The organism is Chitinophaga barathri, assembly GCF_003807585.1.
In the GTDB taxonomy this organism is placed as follows: Bacteria; Bacteroidota; Bacteroidia; order Chitinophagales; family Chitinophagaceae; genus Chitinophaga; species Chitinophaga barathri.
The window spans coordinates 390470-409208 of the sequence record NZ_RMBX01000001.1 but is presented as its reverse complement, the minus strand read 5'-3'; the positions used below and the strand labels follow the sequence as shown (position 1 = coordinate 409208).

Here is an 18739-nt window from a genome sequence, read left to right as displayed (position 1 = left end):
TACATTTAACCACGTTTATCCACCATTATCTATCACGTTATGATCAAGAATTTACCGTTCAAATCCCGGTTCAGGTTATGTTTCAGGAAGATTTTAGTCTTCCGGACAAACATTGCGCTCCTCTTTTTTATGATTATTGCAAGCCTTTGCGGAGCGTCTGCGCAAGGTCAGGCCATAAAAGTAAAAGGTATTGTAAGGAGCAGCTCAGGAGACACGTTGCCGGGTGTTTCCATCAGTGTTAAAGACAATTCCGCATCGGCTGTTACGGATGTTTCGGGAACTTTTTCGATAAACGTTCCCAGGGGAGGTACGCTGAACTTTACTTATGTAGGGATGGAACCTTTCAGCCAGATAGTCCGCAACGATGATTATTTGGTAGTGGTACTGCATCCGAAAGTGGCCAGTCTCGAAAATGTTGTAGTGATCGGGTATGGTTCGCTGCGGAAAAAAGACATCACTTCCGCCATCTCGACCGTAAGCGTCAAGGACGTTTCTTCGCGCCCCATCACCAATACGGCTGAAATACTGCAGGGCAAAGCAGCCGGCGTACAGGTGACTCAACCATCGGGGGAACCCGGTGGAGATTTCTCCGTCCGTGTCAGAGGGATATCGTCACCGAATGGCAGCGAACCGTTATATGTCATAGATGGTGTTATTGCACCGAACACCAAAAGCATTGATCCTAATTCAATTGAGTCGATCAGTGTCCTGAAAGATGCGTCTGCCGCGGGCATTTATGGTGCCGCGGGCGCTATCAATGGTGTGGTGCTGATTACTACAAAAAAAGGAGCTGTTGGCAAACCCAGGACGGAGCTTAATTTTTATACTGGCGTCCAGCAGATCACTAAGAAGATTCCTGTGCTTGACGGGCCACAGTCAGCACAAATGCTAAAAGAAGCATATGCGAATGTTGGCAGCAGCTTTAATATCTCGGACTCGGCCGTGAACAGTGTAAATAACAACTGGCAAGACCTTATTTACCGGGATGCTTTGCAAACCGGTTTAAGCGCGGGCTTTTCCGGGGGATCGGAAAAGAGCCAATATTACCTGGGAGTAGGGTATGTGGACCAGCAAGGGATCATCCGCAACTCTGACCGGAAACGTTACTTTGCCAAGCTCAATCTCAAACAAACGATGAACAAATGGCTGGAAGTAGGCACGCATTTATCGTATAACCGGTCCAACGGCAACATCATCGCGGGGTTGAATAATTCCCAGCAGCATGGCGGGGCAGTGATGGCGGCGCTGAACATCAATCCGTTTATCCCGATCTATACGCCCGGAACGACCTTTTATGGAACAGGCCTTGATGGGTCCTTCACAGCAGTGAAAGATATTTACGCGGCTTCCAACAAAACCGTTTTTAATAATTTGCTGGGTGATTTGCATGCAGAGATCAAGCTGCCATTTGATCTTACTTTCCGCACGCAGTTCGGCGCATCGCTTGAAAACTCGACCAATGATTATTTCGTCAGTCCGACCGCTACAGTGGGAGATATGAGCAATGGCGGTTTTGGCAGCAATACCGCGCAGGAAGTTTTCCGGTATACCTGGGAAAATACTTTGACTTACACGAAGTCATTCAATAAGCAAACCATCAATGCAGTGATCGGCACCACGGCTCTCAGCGAGAAATACAGGTATAATTATGCCGAGGGCAAAGGGTTTGCTACGGGATATATTCCCACACTGAACGCAGCTTCCAGCAACTACCTGCTAAACGGCAACAAAGCGGAGTACGCCACTGCTTCTTATTTTGCGAGGGTCGCTTACACTTATGATGATAAATACCTGCTTACAGCATCGCTTCGCAGGGACGGTGCTTCCAGGTTCGGTTCCAACAACATGTACGGCTATTTTCCCGCGGTGTCCGTCGGCTGGCGCGTTTCAAACGAACCGTTCTTTCAATCGCTTACCTTCATCCAGGATCTGAAGATCAGGGCGGGATATGGGGCTACCGGCAATTTGCCGCCGGTGAATTATCCTTCAGTAAATACGCTCGCTCCCGGGTCGGCGCTCCTGGGAGGCCGGGTCGTATCGGGTTATGTTCCAACAAACCCTATTGGCAATCCTGATCTGAAATGGGAATCTGGGAAAGGTATCAATGCGGGGCTTGACGTCAGCATATTGAACAGCAGGCTGACGATTTCTGCGGATTACTATCGTAAACAAACGACCAATCTGATCTTTCAGAAAAACCTCCCTTCCACAACGCCTTCCGCAACGGGCACTCCTTTTACATTCGTGAACCTGCCGGGCGTTGTGTTGAACTCAGGAGTTGACCTGTCCATTAACGGAGCTGTGGCCAACGGGAAGGATTTCAACTGGAACAGCACGCTGAACGTCTCATATAATAAAAACAGGATCAGTGGCCTCGATTCGGGAACCGTTTATTATACAGGCGGAATCGCTTTCGGCGGCAACGGTAATCCATTCTACCCGGCGATCATAAAAAACGGTCTGCCGCTGGGAACTTTCTGGGGCTACGTAGCCGAAGGCGTAAACCCGCAAACCGGCAACATCAATTACCGCAGGCTGGGCAAAGGTGGTTATGCTGATGGTCGTCATGTTAGTTCCGATACCGATCGTACTTCTCTTGGAACTGGGCTGCCTACTTTTACCATCGGTTTTTCAAATGACTTTTCATACAAAAATTTTTCGCTGAACATCCTGGTAGACGGCGTTACCGGCAACAAGATATTCAATGCCACGAGAATAGAGACTGAGGGCATGAGTACCGTAGGGAACGCAACGGCGGACGCTTTGAGAAGATGGAAGAAGCCGGGAGATGTAACTGATATCCCGATGGCCGCATATGGCGATCCCAATGGGAACACCTTGATCTCTTCAAGGTTTATCGAAGACGGTTCTTTTGCGAGGATACGAAGCGCTACGCTAAGCTATTCCCTTAAACTGAAGAGTTTGCAAAACATTGGTTTTGAAAACGTGCGGCTGTATGTAACCGCGACCAATCTTCTGACCATCACGAACTATTCCGGTTATTATCCCGAAATAAATGCTTTCGGTACCAGTTCACAGGCCGTTGGGATCGATTATGGAACTTATCCGCAATCTAAATCCTACACGTTTGGCATCAACATCCAGCTCTAGCATTTACTGAATAAAATAGCAAACAATGAAAAACAAATATATTCCTTCGGTCTTTTTTGCTGCATTGACAGCTTTCCTTATCTCTTGCGGAAAGGACTTCCTGGAAAAAACACCTGTGTCGGCTTTAACAACCGACACCTTCTATAAAACCGCATCTGATGCGGAAGCAGGTTTGGCCGGCGCCTATTCCTTCGGAAACAGCGAGTACTACCTGTGGGATTTTGAGATCAATGGCGACGTGCGGTCGGACAACTGTTATGCAGGCGGGAACAGCGGTGACGTTCAGGCCGTGGACAACCTGAACCTGGCTCCTACGAACGGGAACATTTCGCGCGACTGGTCGTACCTGTACCGTTGCGTCGCCAGCGCGAATTCTGTGCTGGATAATGTTCCACGCATAAATGACCCGGCATTGTCTTCCGAAAGGAAGGAACAAATACTGGGTGAGGCAAAATTCTTACGCGCGCTTCATTATTTTAACCTGGTAATACTATATGGCGAAGTTCCTTTGGTGCTTACGGCTGAAAACGCTGAGCTGTACCCTTCCCGCGATCCTGTTGCGGAAGTGTACGGGCAGGTGGAAAAGGACCTGCAGGAAGCGGGAGCCGTGTTGCCCGTTAGAGCGGCAGCGGCCGGCAGGGTGACCAAAGGAGCAGCGCAGGCTTTACTGGCGAAAGCCTATGCCCAGCAAGGAAAGTATGATGCCTGCCTTGCGGCTTGCAATAGCATTTTACCGCCTAAATTCGGTGGCTCCGGGACTGGCGGTTATGACCTGCTCAGCGATTTCGAATTCCTTTGGGACAACAAACACAAGAACAGTATCGAATCCATTTTTGAAGTGCAGCATAGCAGTACTTCTACCGGTTTTGGTATGTGGACCATCAATCTTTACCTGCCTTACTCTCTCACGGGAGATACCTGGGCCAAGTTCTGCAGTCCGTCAAACGACCTGGTAAACCTGTTCCGCAGTTCAGGAGATAGCGTTCGCCTGCATTCCTCCGTATTTTTTGAAAATACGCAGACGACCAATACCACCCCTCCCCCTTATACAGCCGCGACGCAACCAGTACCGTTTTCGTATAAATGGCGCATGACAGGCGGCGGTGGATGGAATGGCGATTACAATACGATCCTGATCCGTCTGGCAGATATCATTTTGCTGAAAGCGGAAGCGCTGAACAAACTGGGGCGACCGGCTGATGCGGCTCCATTGGTCAACGCCATCAGGGGGCGTGTGAACCTGCTGCCGACTTCGGCTTCAGGTCAGGCTGCAATGGCCGAAGCAATTTTATTGGAAAGAAGGTTGGAGCTTGCGTTTGAAGGACAGCGGTGGATGGACCTGCTTCGGGCCGGCGTGCCTTACACGCTCAGCGTTATGAATAGTTTAAAGGGTCCTTCAGGGAATAATCTGAATTATGGCGCAGTAGCCAGTGATTTATTATTTCCTGTACCACAGGCCGAGAGGGACCTGGATAAGAACTTGTCTCAGAACACCGGTTATTAAGCAGCAAATCATTTTGATCATATAAGGCACACACCACGGAATTGATTTTATGAAGAAATTATTTTGGCTTCTTTTGCCACATTTGCTGGCGACGATGATGGCACATGCACAGGAGGAAAAAGACAAAACAAAATTGGATGTATGGTTAACAACGGCTGATGGCGGTAAACTATTGGCAAAGCAACCCGATTTGTTTTTCGAAAAAGATTCCGGCGACATGAAAACGCACGAGATCGTATATGTCGATGAGCGGATCACTTACCAGGAAATGGATGGTTTCGGCGCGGCAATGACAGGTACAGCGGCTTATGTGCTGAACCGTTACCTAAATCCTGCCAGGCGCGATTCAGTGATGACGGAACTCTTTGGCAGCGAAGGCATGCGTTTGAGTTTTGTCCGGCAAATGATCGGCGCATCGGGATACGAGATCGGTGGTGACTACAGTTATGACGATCTGCCCACGGGGAAAACAGATACCGGCCTGGTTCATTTTTCGATCCGGAAAGACCAGGCGGACGTGATCCCGATGCTAAAGACGGCGAGGTTGAAGAACAGTGAGCTAAAGATATTCGGTTCACCCTGCAGCGCGCCCGGATGGATGAAGAATACCGGCTCCATGCGAGGAACAGGCGGTTCTTTCCTGCTTCCCCGTTATTATGATACCTATGCCAGGTATTTTGTAAAATATGTGCAGGCATATGAAAAGGAAGGGATTCCGCTGTACGCGGTCACCATTCAGAACGAACCGGAATTCGGGCCTGAAACGTATCCCGGGATGATCATGACTGCAAGGGAACAGGCGGATTTTATAAAAAATAACATCGGGCCTGCATTCGCGGATGCGGGTATCAGCACCAAACTTATTATTTTCGATCATAACTGGGGACTATATTCTGCTGGCGACAAGGGGTTTAAATACCCGCTCGAGCTGCTGGAAGATTCGATCGCACGGAAATATATCGATGGTACCGGTTTTCATAACTATGGCGGCTCCCCCGAGCTTCAGTCTTTCGTGCACGACAAATACCCCGGCATGGACATCTGGTTTACCGAAGGCTCGGGCGGCGAATGGATCGGCGGTTTTAGAGAATCGATGAAAGAATTCGTTTCCCGTGTGATCATCGGCAGCGTCCGCAACTGGTCAAAAGGGGTATGCCTCTGGAACCTTGTATTGGATAAAGGAAATATGCTGCAAAAATCTAAAAGACCGGAAGATCAGAACTGTGCAGCATGTTATGGACTGATGATGATAGATCCTTCCGGGAATATTACCCGGATGCCCGAATATTATGCGCTGGCGCATGCCAGCAAATTTGTCGCTTCCGGGGCCAAAAGGATCGCTTCCAGTTCACGGCATGATTCCATCGAAAATGTGGCATTTATCAACCCTGACGGATCCAAGGTAATATTGGTTATCAACAACGGCAAAACCGACGCGACATTCAGGATAGCCTGGAATGGCGGGAATGTGGTATATAAGCTGAGACAGGGAGATGTGGCAACATTGACGTGGAACTAATGCAGAATTAAAAAAAAAGTAAACCTACATATGCGATTGAAAAGACTATGCTTTGCGTTGTGCCTTTTTTTTACAACACACACCGCCCAGGCGGCTCCTCCGCGCGTGATAATGAATCTTAACGGCACATGGGATTTCGAACAGACTGTAACTGCATGGGCGCCCGCTGTCTTTAGCCGGAAAATACCTGTCCCCGGCCTTGTACATCTTGCGACGCCCCGGATCGAGGAATACGACAAGTTTTTTAAGAGACTGCAAAAAGTAGACGCCAAAAAACAGCATGGCGTTTACAACATCGACTATACGCCACGGTACAGCTGGTACAGGAAAAAGGTATTTGTTTCAAAGGATTTAGCGTCAATGGAAGGTGTGCTGAGCATCAAAAAAAGCCAGTACGTCACACAGGTGTTCGTGAATGGCATAGATCTCGGGTCATTCATGGAATGTTATACGCCTGTGGAAGTGGCAGTGTCACGAGCCCTGAAATTCGGCCAGGAAAACGAAATCATCATCAAAACAGGTGACCGCTATTGGTTGCCCAGTGCCGCGGCGGGCAGTACGGACAAAGAAAAGGAACACTACCTTCCCGGCATCTGGGATGATGTATCGCTGACCTTCACCAACAAGCTCCGTGTGAACAGGGTGCTTGTTTTGCCCGATCTTGATCAAAAAAAGGCGCATGTAAAAGTCAAATTGTGGAACCTAAACCCTGCCCAGATTTATTTCGGAGAAAGCACCAGGGATTCCCTTTTACTGAATATAAAGATTCGTGAAAAAAAATCGAATAGGCTGGTAGCTGAATTTAGTCAACCGCATATATCCGTCAGGGACCGCCAAAATGAACTGGATGCTGTCATTCCGATGAACGACGTCCATGCATGGTCGCCAGAAGACCCTTTTCTGTACACGGCCGAAATTTCTGTGGATTATAAAGGAAAGACTTCCGATGTCCTTCAGAAGAATTTTGGGATGCGGGATTTTGAAAGGAAAGGGAAATTCTTCTATCTCAACGGAGATAAATATTACCTGCGCGGCTCCAATATTACCTTGCAAAGGTTCTTTGAAGATCCGGATTGCCGTAATCTGGCATGGGACCGGGAATGGGTAAAGAAAATGCTGATCGACATACCCAAGAAGCTGGATTGGAACGCGATGCGCATCTGCGTAGGCATTGTGCCTGATTTCTGGTACGACCTGGCTGACGAATATGGCCTGCTGTTCCAGAACGAATGGTTTTACTGGCAGAACCACGGCTGGAATGAACAGATAAGAAAAGAATACACGGACTGGGTATGGTCAGACGGCTCGCATCCCAGTATCGCCATCTGGGACGGCATCAATGAAAACTGGGATGATTTTATCGGCAATGTGCTAATTCCCGAATTAAAAAAGCTGGATCCCACACGCATCTGGGATGCCGGTTTTATGACCGCAACGTCGATGCACAACGATGATATGGATGAACCTCATCCGTACCAGGGCGTTAGTGATTTTAAAGAGCCGGGGAGGTTGTTTTATCCGCTGGGCGACCTGGATTACAAGCCAGGGATCGTGAAGGATATGGAAGGGTCTTCAGCGGCGCAGCTCGTCAATGAATATGGCTGGATATGGCTATGGCGCGACGGAACGCCCAGCAAGCTGACTGTGGAGGTGTATGATAAATATCTTGGTAAAAATGCTACCGCGGCGGAACGATGGTTTTTACAGGCGTACTGGCTGCAGCTGGAAACGGAATGGCTGCGCAGCAACAGGAGTGTTGCCGGCGTGCTTGCATTTTGTCACCTGACTAACAATTTTGGGTACACGGGAGATTGGTTCGTGGGAGATATAAAAGACCTGCGGCCCGCTCCCGCATTATTTGCCTTCAAAGACGCGTTCACCGTAAAAAATGTATTCATCAACCTTACCGATGAACGGTATGTATCCGAAATGCCGGCCCACAAGCCAGGAAGCCAGTTGAACCTGACATTGACAGGCGTGAATGATGATAATAAAAGTGCAAGGGGAACACTTGAAATAGTGCTGATAAATTCAAAAGGGGAGCACGTATTGAAGGAGGAACGCGCCATCGAGCTTCCGGCATCCGACAGGATCGGGATGGCTTATTCTCTGAAATTGCCCGATGCCGCCGATGGATACCTGCTTCAAACTTTTTTTGCGGAAGAAGGAGCGAAGGAAAAGAAAAGCAGCAGGCGCTACATCAGGGTGGGAGATATGAAACAATACAATTACTATACCCCGAAGGTTACGGATGATAAATTGTAATTAAACTTTATGTATGCGGCTAGCAGTATGCTTGATCATCTTCGTCCATATTGCGTTGGAGCTCCCCGCGCAGCGCATTTATCATGTCTCGAAAAATGGTCATGATGAAAACCCCGGGACAATTCAACAGCCATTCAGGACCATCGGAAGGACCAACCAGCTTATGCTTAAGCCAGGTGATCAGCTTCTTTTCAAAGGGGGAGAAATATTCGATGGCAACATATTGCTGGATGAAACTGATGCGGGAACAGGGGCTAATCCTGTAAGAATAGCTTCCTATGGAGAAGGCAGGGCCACTATATATGCCGGATTGGGAACGGCTTTGCTGGCGATGAACACAGAAGGCATATCGGTGGAAAACCTGGTGGTGAAGGGAGATGGTAGCGATACCAACGATGGCAGCGGCATTGCCGTCGTCAATTCACTGCCGGGCGACCGCCGGTTGAGCTATGTAAGGATAAAAAATATTTCGGCGAGCGGTTTTGGAAGGGATATCAAAAAACTGAAAGGTGAAATTGTTGGAATGCAGAACCCTTCCGGGCAGGGCATTTTCGTAGGAGGGACGGCTGTAGATAAAAGCAAAAGCGGTTTCAACGACGTTCTGATCGAAAATTGCGAAACCTTTGAAAACGAGTTTTACGGTATACTGATAAGCGGTTACTGGCAAGACGATCCTTCGAGGCATATACGTTTTATCAACAATGCTTACTGGTCACCCGCTGGCAACTTTCGTGCGGGCGGCTGTCTTAGTTTTGATCAGTGGCGGAAAAACAGCGGGCATGAAATGTTGAAAGGCAGGGAGACCGGCATGTTCGCAGACCCGCAGCTGACAGGCAACGGTGGCTTCCCATCAACAGGGTATACCCGTGAATCATTATGTATAAGCGGGTACCTTATAAAGAAAGGCTCACCGTTGATCGACGCAGGTCTCGATATAAGGCGGCTTTTCAAAAGTGATGTCGTTCGTTCCGATTACTGCGGTGTTGCGTTCAAACCCTCACGGAAACCGGATATCGGTGCCTTTGAGTTTAACGCGGATTAAAAAGCTAAGGAAGGCGAATAAAGATCAGTTAACAGGCAGTTAAAGTCAAATTATGTTACGATTCTTCAGGCACTTTTTTTTTTTTTTAGCATATACGATATTCCATCAGGTGCTTTATGCAGGTGATTCCATGCCAGAACCGCATGAGCTTCCTACCGCTTCTTTTCCGTGGAAAACCGACACCGTTCCTAAAAGGAAAAGTGTTACCCCATCCGTTTTTATCACGCAAAAAGAAGAAGCGGTCGCTACCGCTGATACGTTTTCTATCGAAAACGGGCTCGTGCGCAGGACCTTCCGGTTCAACCCGGCGAAGGAGGGATTTTGCACGATTGCTTTTGTCAATAAAAGCAGTGGTGAGAACTATGTGAAAAAGGACACTGAGGAATTTTTATGCATGGCAGGTGATCAGCGCATAACCGGCAAGGATTGCATCTACAAAAGACATTCAAGCATTCGCAGTAATGACGAGCAAACGTTGACCGTGCAGCTGTATTGCCCGGGTGCGAAACTGGACGTTATCCTCACTTACATCATTTACGATCATATCCCCCTTGTCAGGAAACGGATAAAACTCGTCAATACTTCATCCCGGGAAATACCGCTGACAAACCTGGACATCGAACGGCTCCAGCTGGAAGTGGCGAACACTTACATGAACGAGGTATATGCGAATTTTGGCACCAATCTCACACGGGTGCCATACAAAGGCGATTACAACGATGCCGCTGTATTGTTGTATAACCCCAATGTCAGGCAGGGCGTACTGTTAGGGAACGAAAGCCCCAGCGTGCTGAAAAGGACCGAGATTTATTCGGCGCCTGGTACTGTTTCTTTGGGTTTATCGCTCATAACGGACCCTTATCCCTTTAAAAAATGGTTGGCGCCGGCAGACACTTTCGCCAGTCCGCAAACTTTTATGTATACCCTGCAAACGCCTAAATGGCAGGATTTTTTTGAAGAATCCTACCAGGATTTCATACGGGAAAAACTGGGAGTTAAACTTTTTCAGCAAAAAAAAGCGCCTTTTTTCATGTACAATACCTGGCAGCCCTTTTTTGCCAACATCAATGAGAAATTGCTGAAAGAATGCGTGGATAGTCTTGCAGGTACGGAAACAGACCTGTTTATTATCGATGCCGGCTGGTACAAGAGAAGTGGTGACTTTAATGCGGATTCCTCCAAATTCCCGCAGGGGATGAAACCGGTTTGTGACTACATCCGTCAAAAAAACATGCGGGTAGGGGTCTGGTTTACAATTTCAGGCGTACACGCCAAAAGTGAAGTGGCCCAACAACATCCCCAATGGCTGATCAAGGATAAGCATGGACGGCCCGCCAACCTTCACGACGATAATTATGAAGAAGATGGCGATAACTGGAACAGCGGCATGCGCACCATGTCGCTAGGCTCACCATATTATGACCATATGAAGGAAACGATCAGGAAATATGTAAACGAGTGGGGCGTTTCCTATATTAAGCTTGATCTTTCCGTGGCGCACTCAGCCTATGTACATGATCTCGACAGGTGGGGCGACTATGAATCGAATCCTTCGAAACTGTATAAGGACAGGGAAAGCTCGTTGTGGGTGCTCTACGAACGGGATTTGCAACTGATGGATGAGCTGCATGCTGAATTTCCCGATCTTCTGCTGGATTGCACTTTTGAAGTATGGGGGAGGTATAATTCGATAGATTATGCGCTGGTGCAGCATGCAGATTATGACTGGCTTACCAATTTCGATTTTCCGCCGCCCGCAGGGCCCATTTCTATCCGGCAGATGAACTACGACAGGTCCAGAGTAGTACCTGCCAATACGCTGCTGATCGGCAACCAGTTTATGGATTTCCCCAACTACCGGTATGTATATTTTTCCATGGCTTCCGCATCTGCTTTGATGGTGGGGGATCCGAGGAAGCTGACCAAAGAAGCAAAAGCATTTTACGGAAAGTGGAATAGCTGGTTCAGGGAAATGGAAAGGAAATACCAATTCTCGCAATACAGGCAGCTCTACGATATTTTCGACCGGCCTACGGACAGCAACTGGGACGGTTGTTATCGCATCAATACAAAAAAAGGCGGGGGCATCCTGTTCTTTTACAGGAACAATTCCGCGGATCAAACGCGAACGTTTAAAGTGCCGTGTGTGGAAAGGAACGCGAAATATAGAATTTATTCACATGAAGAAGGTAAAGTAACAGGGATCTATAGCGGAGCAAGGTTGATGGACGAAGGAATTAAAATATTCATCCCTACGGTCTATACAGCAAAGGTATTGGCGATCGAAAAAGTGCTGTAACGGTCATCGCCTAAAATCACTGGCAACTGCCAGTTTATATTCCTGTGTGTATAAAGTCCCGGTTTTTACCGGGACTTTTTCAATAAGCGGAATTCTTTTGCTGGCTTTCCGGACTTATGATGATGATAATCCTATTGTCCGCAGGCTTGAGCAGGTTTGTGCAAGGTCTGAAAACGCATGCATGATATTTGTATTGACTACTTCCAACCTCCTCCCAAAGCGCGGTAAAGGCTGATGACGGACTGCCATTGCAGCAGCATGTCATTGACTCCCTGGATCTGCGCGGTCAGCAAATTTTGTTCCGATGTAAGCACGTCCGTATAATTGGTAGCGGAACTGTACCGTAGCAATTTTTCAGTAAAATCGACTGATTTTTCCAGGGAAGTTATTTGTTTGGTGCGGATTACCTGCTGCTCAACTGCGGTTTGATAAGAATATAAAGCATCGGAAACTTCTTGCCCGGCAACGAACAATATTTTTTGAAAACCAAGCAACGCTTCCTGCTGGTTTGCATGAGCAACTGCCAGCCTGGATTTATTGATGCCTTTATTAAAAACGGGCTGTACAAGTCCGCCCGCTATGTTTGCGAACAATCCTGCGGGTGTGAACCAATCGCTGGGTTTAAAACTGGAAAAACCTCCCGCGGCAGTAATAGTAAGTGACGGGTAAAAGTAAGCACGTGCAATATTGGTATTTTCGAAGAATTCCCGAAAAGCGTACTCCGCTTCCATGACGTCTGGCCTGTTTTGGAGAAGTTGTAACGGAATGCCCGTTTTCATATCGACATCGGTTTGCCTGGAAGCAATGGTACTTCTTTTAATTTCTCCGGGATGATTGGCCAGCAAAACATTTAATACGTTCTCCGTTTCCCGAATCAATTTTTTAATTCCCGGGATGACAATTTCAGCTTCATATACACCAGCCTCGCTTTGCACAACGGCAGCCCCGTTCACTACATTGGAATTTTTTAATATTTTAACGGTTTCCACATCCTCCTTTCTGTTCGAAACTGTTCTTTCCAGAATTATCAATTGCGCGTCAAGGGCAAGGAGCCTGTAATAGTTTGCTGCAATATCTGCGACAAGACGGGTCTTTACAGCCCTTGCAGCTGCGTCATTTTTTAATAGTGTGGCAAACGCGGCACGTTTTGAGCTCTTTAGTTTGCCCCATATATCGGCTTCCCAACCCGCACTGATCCCCAGGTCGTATTGAGTGGACGATGAAATGATGCCGAAGCCCTGCGGGAAGGACAGCTTCGACTGGGTTATGCCTGCATTTAAATTGATACCTGGCAAAAAAGCCGACCTGCTCTGTTCAAAAGTTGCTCTCGCAGCATCGATTCTGGTAACGGCTATTTTCATATCCAGGTTCCGTACCAGTCCTTTTGTTATTAATTTCTGAAGCAAGGTATCTGCGAAAAAAGAATGCCACGGTATACCGGCAATGCTTATACTGTCTTCCGGCACGCTATCGCGGTATAATTCATTTGTATCCGTAATGGGCCGTTGGTACGTTTTGGCTACCTGGCAGGAAACCGTTAAGATCATTGCCAGAAAAGCCGCCCATTGATATATTTTTTTCATGATGTTCTTTTAAAAGTGATTACACGCCGGGCTCTTCGAAAGCAGCGCGTATTTGGGCCGGAGTGCCTGAAATCCTTTCCTGCAGTGACTGGAATACAATAAATAATACAGGTATGATCAATATGCCGAACACGGTTCCTATAAGCATTCCTCCCACGGCCGCCGTTCCTATGGAACGATTGCTTAAAGCACCTGCGCCGCTAGAGAGCATGAGCGGCAGTAATCCGAATATAAAAGCAAAGGAGGTCATCAGGATCGGTCTTAACCTTGCAGTTGCGCCGTTGATGGCAGCGCGCACGAGGTCTTCGCCGTTCCTGCGGTGCATCAATGCAAATTCGACGATAAGGATGGCATTTTTTGCTAGCAGGCCGATAAGCATGATAAGACTGATCTGCAGGAAGATATTATTGTCTATGCCGAATATCCTTGCGAAAATGAATGCGCCTGCCAATCCTACAGGAAGAGAAAGCAGTACGGAAAAAGGTACGATATAGCTTTTATATTGCGCACTCAGTAAAAAATAAATGAACACGATAGATAAAATGAAAATAAGCGCCGTTTGCCCGCCACTCAGTATCTCTTCGCGGGTTAAACCCGAAAATTCGTACCCGTAACCTTTAGGTAATGTTTTTTCTGCCACTTCCTGTATTGCCTTTATCGCATCGCCTGAACTGTAACCACTATTCGGAGCGCCGTTCACGAATGCGGAATTATATAGGTTGAACCGGTTGATGAATTCGGGTCCATATGTTTTTTTCAGAGCGATGAACCCGGATATGGGCGCCATCGCGCCATTGTTATTTCGTACGAATATCTTGTCAATATCTGCTGTAGTGCTTCTGTATATGGCATCCGCCTGTATCATCACTTTATACTGTTTGCCAAATTGGTTAAAATCGGAGGCGTAAATTCCTCCAAAATACCCCTGCAATGTTTGCAGTATGGTATTCACCGGAACGCCGGCTTCTTTCGCCTTGGCAATGTTTATACTTACTTCGTATCTTGGAAAATTGGTATTATAGGGCGTGGTGGCATACATGATCTCGGGTCTTTTTTGCAGTGTTTCCATGAACTTTACGATAACTGCTTCGAATGATCCGTAATCGCCACCCGTCTTGTCCTGAAGCTGAAATTCAAAACCGTTGTTATTCCCGAAACCTTGAAGGGTGGGGGCGGCAAAAAATATAATATTGGCCTCTTTGATGCTCGCAGTTTGTTCAAATAGTCGTTCTACCACGCTGTTGACATCCTGGCCCTTTTGGGTACGCTCGCGCCAGTGTTTGAGTTTTATGAACACTGCGCCATATGATCCGCCAGTTCCACTGATCAGGTCCATGCCTGAAACGACGGATGAAAGTTCCACTTCGGGCATTGCCCTTGCGATACTGTCTACCTTTCGCCCGATCAATTCAGTGCGCTCCAGGGATGCTGCAGGGGGAAGGATAATATTTCCATAAATGGAACCGCTGTCTTCGTTTGGCACAAAGCCTGTTTGCGTGGTGGTTGCCATTATCCAGAACAGAAGGCCAAAAACAACCATTCCTGCCAGCGCTATCCATTTCTTGCTTATTAAGAACTTAACGGCACCGGCGTATCGATCTGTTAACGCGGTAAAAGCCGTATTGAACCCGCGGTGAAAGCGCTTTAACCATCCTTTGCCGCCGGTATTTAAATTATCGTGCGGCTTTAAAAAAATGGCGCATAAGGCAGGGCTGAGCGTTAAAGCATTGATGGCTGAAATAAAAATAGCCACGGCCAGCGTAAGGCCGAACTGTTTATAAAAAGCGCCCACCGAGCCTGTAATAAATGTTACCGGCACAAATACAGCCGCCATCACTAAAGTAATGGATATGATGGCCGTACTGATCTCGCGCATAGCGTCAATCGTAGCCTTTTTAGCGGAGCGTGAACCCTGGTCTATTTTGGCATGCACGGCTTCCACCACCACAATGGCATCATCTACCACGATGCCTATCGACAACACAAGGGCAAACAGGGTGAGCAGATTGATGGTGAACCCAAAAAGTTTAAGAAAGAAAAATGTGCCGATAAGCGACACGGGAACAGCAATGGCGGGTATCAACGTAGATCTGAAATCCTGCAGGAAAATAAATACCACGATAAATACCAGTACAAAGGCTTCGATAATGGTGTGCATCAGTTTGTCGAGAGAAGCATTCAAAAAATCATTTGCATTGGTGTAAACAGTGAATTTCACTCCTTCCGGTAAACTTTTAGAGGCATCGTCCAATATTTTTTCACATTGATTAATGATCTCGTGAGCGTTTGATCCGGCAGACTGATTAATGGAAACATAAGGAGCGGGCCAGCCCTGCGCCGTAGTGGTACTGGTGTAGGAAAATGCGCCGAGTTCCACATCGGCAACGTCTTTCAGGCGTAATACCTGGCCATTTCCGGCTGAGCGGAGGATAATATCAGCAAACTGTCCGGCATTTTCCAAACGTCCGGTATACTTTAAGGTATACTGGAAGGACTGCCGGCTGTTTTCGCCTATTTTACCCGGAGCGGCCTCAATATTCTGTTCTGCTAAAGCCTCGATAATATCTCCGGGTATTAATTTGTAAGCTGCCATCGCATCAGGTTTCAGCCAGATGCGCATGCTGTATTCCTGTCCGCTGTATAAAAGTGCGTCCCCTACGCCGTTGATGCGCTTTAGCTGCGGCACTACATTTATCCTTAAATAATTCTCCAGGAATTTCTGATCAAACTTTCCGCCTTCGCTGAATAAAAGAAAACTGAATATTTCGCTGCTTAATCTTTTCGTTGTAGTGATGCCAGCCTTCACTACTTCCGCAGGCAACAGGCTGATCGCCTTGTTGACCCTGTTCTGTACATTCACCGCGGCCATGTCCGGGTCGGCATCCTGTTTGAAAATAATGGTGATGACTGCCGTTCCGTCATTGCTCGCCTTCGAGGTCATATAGGTCATATGCTGCACGCCATTGATCTGTTCTTCGAGCGGTATGATCACGCTCTTCATCACCGCATCGGCATTCGCCCCCTGGTAAGAAGCCGTTACTTCCACGGTAGGCGGGGCAATGTCAGGATATTGGGTAATGGGAAGAGAGAATAAGCCCAACAAGCCCAGTATTACTATGATAACCGATATAACTGTAGATAATACAGGGTTTTCTATGAATTTTTTTAACATCATTATTTATTTGATAAGGTGGGCGATTTTATTTTCATTCCGTCTTTCAAACTCCCAACCCCTTCCGAAATAATGATATCACCGGCTTTAACACCGTCGAGCACTATAAAAGAATCCCCGGAAGGAATATCCAGGATGGATATTTTCGTGCTTTTTGCGGTGCCGGAAGCGTCTACTACATACACGAACCTTTTTCCCTGCATTTCATATGTGGCTTTTTGCGGAACCTGTATCGCATCCGGCAGTTGCCGGTGTATGCGCACTATTGCGCTGCCGCCGCTTCTTATGAGCCCGGATGAATTTGGAAAAGTTGCCCTGAAATTGACAGATCCCGTTTCCGGGTTAATCAGCCCGTTGACCGTCGTAATCCGTCCTTTCTCTTCGTATTCCGTACTGTTGGACAGAATAAGCGAAACAGGCGGTAAATGTTTTAATTTTTCGGCGATATTTTTTCCAGTAAATGATGTGGAAAAATCAAGAAACTGCTTTTCATTAAATGAAAAATATGCATATATTTCGCTGATCTCGGAGATAGTTGTCAGCGGTTCTAAAGAAGCGCTACTAACTAGGCTCCCGGTTTTAAAAGGGATGCCGCCGGCAACACCGTCCACTGGGCTGCGGATGGTCGTGTACCCAAGGTTTGAACGAGCGTTGGCAAGACTTGCTTTTGCCTGGGCCAGCATGGCTTCCTTATTTTGCAAAGAGAAATTTGCGGCCTCAAGTTCGTATTCACTTATTATTTCCTCTTCAACGAGGGGCGCTACTTTGCGCACCTGCATTTTTGCGGAACCTACTTCAGCTTCGGCGCTTTTTATAGATGCGCCCGCTGTTCGCATTTCCTGCTCATATTGTGGCGCATGTATTTTAAATAACAATTGCCCTTTTTTTACGGCAGCACCTTCATCGATAAAAATTTGTTCTATAAATCCTTCCACTTTCGGCCTTATCTCTATATTCTTAACTCCCTGCAAGGAAGCCGGATAGTCGGAATGTACATTTGCGGTTTGCGATTTTAAGGTCATTACCGGGTAGTCCTGTGGTTGTTCCGCACTATTCTGGTCCTGTTCATTCCCGTTACCGCAGGAAAATATTGTCAGCAAGGTTGCCGTAGTAATAATCAATGTTTGAAATCGCGAAATAAGTAAAAGCATATATCAAAATTTAAAGTCAGGTTATTGAACGGGCAGCAAGACCGGAGAGGAGTTGTATAAGAAGTATTATCTGTATTTTGAATTTCAGTACAAAAATAATAACTTTAACTATTAAACCAAATAAACACTTTGTTTATTATGAAAAATAACATTGCTGAGACGGATAAAACGGTGTGGTTTTTAAAAACAAAGGGGCCGCAACCGCTTGCCTTAATAGCAGAAGCGTTGAAAATAACCACGGAAGGAGCGCGTTTTCAGCTGTTAAAGCTGTCTAATGAAGGACTTGTGAATGCCATTACAGAATCCAAAGGCAGGGGTAGACCACAGCAGATATGGTCACTTACCAGCGCAGGCCATGCACGATTTTCAGACAAGCACGCAGATCTGACCTTAAAAATAATAGAAAAGATACGAGAGACACTAGGTGAGCAGGCCCTGGATGCAGTGATCGAAGCCAATACCAAGGAAGGTATTGAAAAATATTCGAAAGAAATGGAAGGTGCTACTGATCTTGAAAGTAAGGTTGCCTGTTTGGCCAGGATAAGAGATAACGAAGGATATATGGCTGAATATGAAAAGGAAGGAGACGGTTTCCTGCTTATCGAGAACCATTGTCCTATATGTGCCGCGGCCACAGCCTGCCAGAATTTTTGCAGATCCGAACTGCTCACTTTTCAAACCGTTCTTGGCCAGGGGGTTTATATTCAAAGGCTCGACCACATCGTTTACGGCGCCAGAAGATGTGCTTACCGTATCTCGGAAAAGCCGTTTTGACGAGTCGGGAAATGCAGGTTGAATCGGATCATTTTTAGGAAGTGTCCAAATACTTTTTCCTTTTTGACCGTCCTTCATTCTTTTGCCTACTATCTTCTATCAACGTCAAGACTGATTCACCTATTACTGCATGCTGTATATTCTATCGGGGGTGAAGAATGTGGATTTCAACTGGCATGGCCCGGGTACGCTGCTTCCAAATTAAAGCATAGTTGTCCGGTAGTGGGCAAAACGATGAGCAGGCTTTTGTACCCTTCCCGATATTTGCACCTGGTGAGTGCACCAGCGGCCTGAAAAAAATGTACTTTTGCAGGCACAG

10 protein-coding genes are annotated in these 18739 nt (G+C 47.1%); 7 read left to right on the top strand and 3 right to left on the bottom strand.

What is annotated here, in order from left to right; translation table 11 throughout:
• The first annotated feature begins 39 nt into the window (after positions 1-39).
• The 6 genes from EG028_RS01460 to EG028_RS01435 all read left to right on the top strand — a co-directional run bounded on the left by EG028_RS01460 (position 40) and on the right by EG028_RS01435 (position 11740).
• Positions 40-3111, top strand: coding sequence for a SusC/RagA family TonB-linked outer membrane protein (locus EG028_RS01460; protein ID WP_120514260.1), 3072 nt, complete (start codon positions 40-42; stop codon positions 3109-3111).
• Between the two features lie 25 nt (positions 3112-3136).
• Entirely contained in the window at positions 3137-4615 is a 1479-nt protein-coding gene (locus EG028_RS01455) for a RagB/SusD family nutrient uptake outer membrane protein (RefSeq protein ID WP_120514259.1), read from the top strand.
• A gap of 49 nt (positions 4616-4664) precedes the next feature.
• Positions 4665-6134: a glycoside hydrolase family 30 protein gene (locus EG028_RS01450; protein WP_120514258.1), complete on the top strand. Its 1470-nt coding sequence runs from the start codon at positions 4665-4667 to the stop codon at positions 6132-6134.
• 111 nt (positions 6135-6245) lie between these two features.
• Entirely contained in the window at positions 6246-8399 is a 2154-nt protein-coding gene (locus tag EG028_RS01445) for a glycoside hydrolase family 2 protein (protein WP_206614332.1), read from the top strand.
• A 13-nt stretch (positions 8400-8412) separates the two neighbouring features.
• Entirely contained in the window at positions 8413-9441 is a 1029-nt protein-coding gene (locus EG028_RS01440; RefSeq protein WP_123864499.1) for a right-handed parallel beta-helix repeat-containing protein, read from the top strand.
• A gap of 130 nt (positions 9442-9571) precedes the next feature.
• Complete coding sequence (locus EG028_RS01435) at positions 9572-11740, top strand: alpha-galactosidase (protein ID WP_162946191.1); 2169 nt, start codon at positions 9572-9574, stop codon at positions 11738-11740.
• A 197-nt stretch (positions 11741-11937) separates the two neighbouring features.
• On the opposite strand, the gene EG028_RS01430 is transcribed toward EG028_RS01435, so the two are convergent.
• The 3 genes from EG028_RS01430 to EG028_RS01420 are packed head-to-tail and all read right to left on the bottom strand — an operon-like array spanning position 11938 to position 17646.
• On the bottom strand, positions 11938-13323 hold the full coding sequence (locus tag EG028_RS01430; RefSeq protein ID WP_120514255.1) for a TolC family protein: 1386 nt from the start codon (positions 13321-13323) through the stop codon (positions 11938-11940).
• A 19-nt stretch (positions 13324-13342) separates the two neighbouring features.
• Positions 13343-16495, bottom strand: coding sequence for an efflux RND transporter permease subunit (locus EG028_RS01425; RefSeq protein ID WP_120514607.1), 3153 nt, complete (start codon positions 16493-16495; stop codon positions 13343-13345).
• A 2-nt stretch (positions 16496-16497) separates the two neighbouring features.
• Positions 16498-17646: an efflux RND transporter periplasmic adaptor subunit gene (locus EG028_RS01420; RefSeq protein ID WP_120514254.1), complete on the bottom strand. Its 1149-nt coding sequence runs from the start codon at positions 17644-17646 to the stop codon at positions 16498-16500.
• Between the two features lie 138 nt (positions 17647-17784).
• Here EG028_RS01420 and EG028_RS01415 point away from each other — a divergent pair, with 138 nt between their 5' ends.
• Positions 17785-18420, top strand: coding sequence for a helix-turn-helix transcriptional regulator (locus tag EG028_RS01415; RefSeq protein ID WP_120514253.1), 636 nt, complete (start codon positions 17785-17787; stop codon positions 18418-18420).
• The last annotated feature ends 319 nt before the right edge of the window (positions 18421-18739 follow it).